Annotated in this window: 2 protein-coding genes and 1 pseudogene; all 3 read right to left on the reverse strand. The window is 44.3% G+C overall.

From position 1 onward, the window contains the following. Window positions 1–45 precede the first annotated feature (45 nt). Entirely contained in the window at window positions 46–1224 is a 1179-nt protein-coding gene (locus THEPK_RS05950; RefSeq protein WP_042699505.1) for an RNA-guided endonuclease InsQ/TnpB family protein, read from the reverse strand. Continuing rightward, window positions 1214–1378, reverse strand: a complete 165-nt coding sequence (locus THEPK_RS13385; RefSeq protein WP_198011288.1) for a hypothetical protein — start codon at window positions 1376–1378, stop codon at window positions 1214–1216. Before THEPK_RS13385 ends, THEPK_RS05950 begins: the two co-directional genes overlap by 11 nt. A gap of 46 nt (window positions 1379–1424) precedes the next feature. Next, window positions 1425–1762 (reverse strand): annotated as a pseudogene (locus tag THEPK_RS05955) (DUF5305 family protein); the annotation flags it as partial.

Raw genomic sequence — 1762 nt, forward strand, 5'->3', positions numbered from 1 at the left:
ATTCTCCCAACCCTTCTAACACAGAGCTGGAAGTAGCCGTTCTGCCTACCCGTAAAGTGTGTGTAGGGTGTTAATTTCGTAACGGGTAGGCTTCCAGCCTCCCGTCTTCATTGGCTGGCTTTCGGGGGGAACGGAGACTCCCCACATCTTCAGGGCTTTCAAACGAATATTCCAACTCCCAACAACATCCCTATCAGCCTCAAAACCACACTCGCATTTTAAAACCCTGTGCCCATTCGGGACTAGCTTCCCCCCACATATCGGGCACAGGGATGAAGTGCGAGCAGGATCAACAAAAACGACACTCACACCCTTCAACTTGGCTTTATACTCAATAATGGCTTGAAGCCTTCTAAAACTCCACCTGTGCAAGCGACCGTTCATTTCAGCCGAATACCTTATTGTGTTCCTGATTTCCGTTAAGTCCTCCAAGGTAATACCACCGTATTTTTCAGCTAATTCAACGATTTTGTTAGCCAACTTGTGATACAAATCGTTCAGCCTGTTCCTCTCCCTTCTCCCATACTTTTCCAGAAGCTCTTTTCTCTTTTTGCCGGTTTTTATTTTCTTCTGAATTTTTCTCCTCTTTAGGAAGTAGCCAGTTCTAATCTCCCGCTCGTGTGTAATTATCTGAACGAATTCACCGTTTGGAAGGCTTAGCGTTACGTTGTTCTCGTTCAAGTCCACGCCGACAATGACTTTCGGCTCTCTGACTTCAACTTCCTTTGAGAACACCACGTGGAGGAAAATTCCCATCTGGTTTTTAACAAGCCAGGCTTGCCCTATTTTCCACTCCCTAAACTTCTCGTGGTGTTTTGCCGGGTAAAACTCCAGTTTCAGCCTTCCACTTGGAGTTGAGAGCTTGATAATTCCCTCTTCAAGGTCGAGCTTGAAAAGATGATCATCCAGCATTATTACTTGCTTTTTGAAAATGGGTTTTCCGTTGGCTTTTCCTCGTCTTTTTCTCTTCCTGTAACTCTTGTAGATTGAGGTGGCCATTTGGCAGGCCGTGTGAATGTAATGGCTTGGGAGTTCTGGGTACTGCTCCCGAAGGCTTTTGTACGTCTCTTTCTTCAACCGGTAGAAGCTCGTAATGTTGTTCTCAAAAGCGTAGGTGATTAAAAAGTTCACGATTTCTTGGTAAAGGGTGGAGAGGTCTTCTAACCCTTCGGGTTCTGTTTTGAGTTTGAATTTTGCCGTGAGTTTAATAGTCTCACTTGGCATTTTCCAGCTCCTCTTTGGTTTTCTTGATCCAGTCTTTAATGGCTTCTTCTATTGCCACACTCAGAACGCCTCTCTTGTTCCCATAACGCTGGATAGCCACTTTTTTAAATTCCTCTAAGGTTTCCTCACTAATAACAAAGGTCGCCTTAGGCACACTAAACCACCCCATTAAGAAATACAAAGTCAAAAATATTTAAACTTCACGCTTTTAACCATTTAGAGAACAGCCCACCCAATACGGGAGTTAAGAACAGCAGAGCCAGTATCGGAGCCACTTTCTTTGCAGTATCTGCGTAGAAAGGCAAGCCGACAATTGTTACTACTGTTCTCTTCGCGCCTTTTTCTACCACCGTTTTCTGCGTGCTTTCTTTTTCGTTGGTAAAGTAATAAAGCCCAGAACCCGAGTCCTTAATTAAAGATGAACTGTGCTCAAAGCTCTCAGTTACTTCCCTTCCGTAAACATTTCCCTCAACGTTAACTCTCGTAGCAAACGTTATCTTCCGGTTCAACCTCTTCAAACCAAGCTGTTCCACTATTT

The organism is Thermococcus sp. PK, from assembly GCF_000430485.1.
Classification (GTDB): Archaea; Methanobacteriota_B; Thermococci; order Thermococcales; family Thermococcaceae; genus Thermococcus_A; species Thermococcus_A bergensis.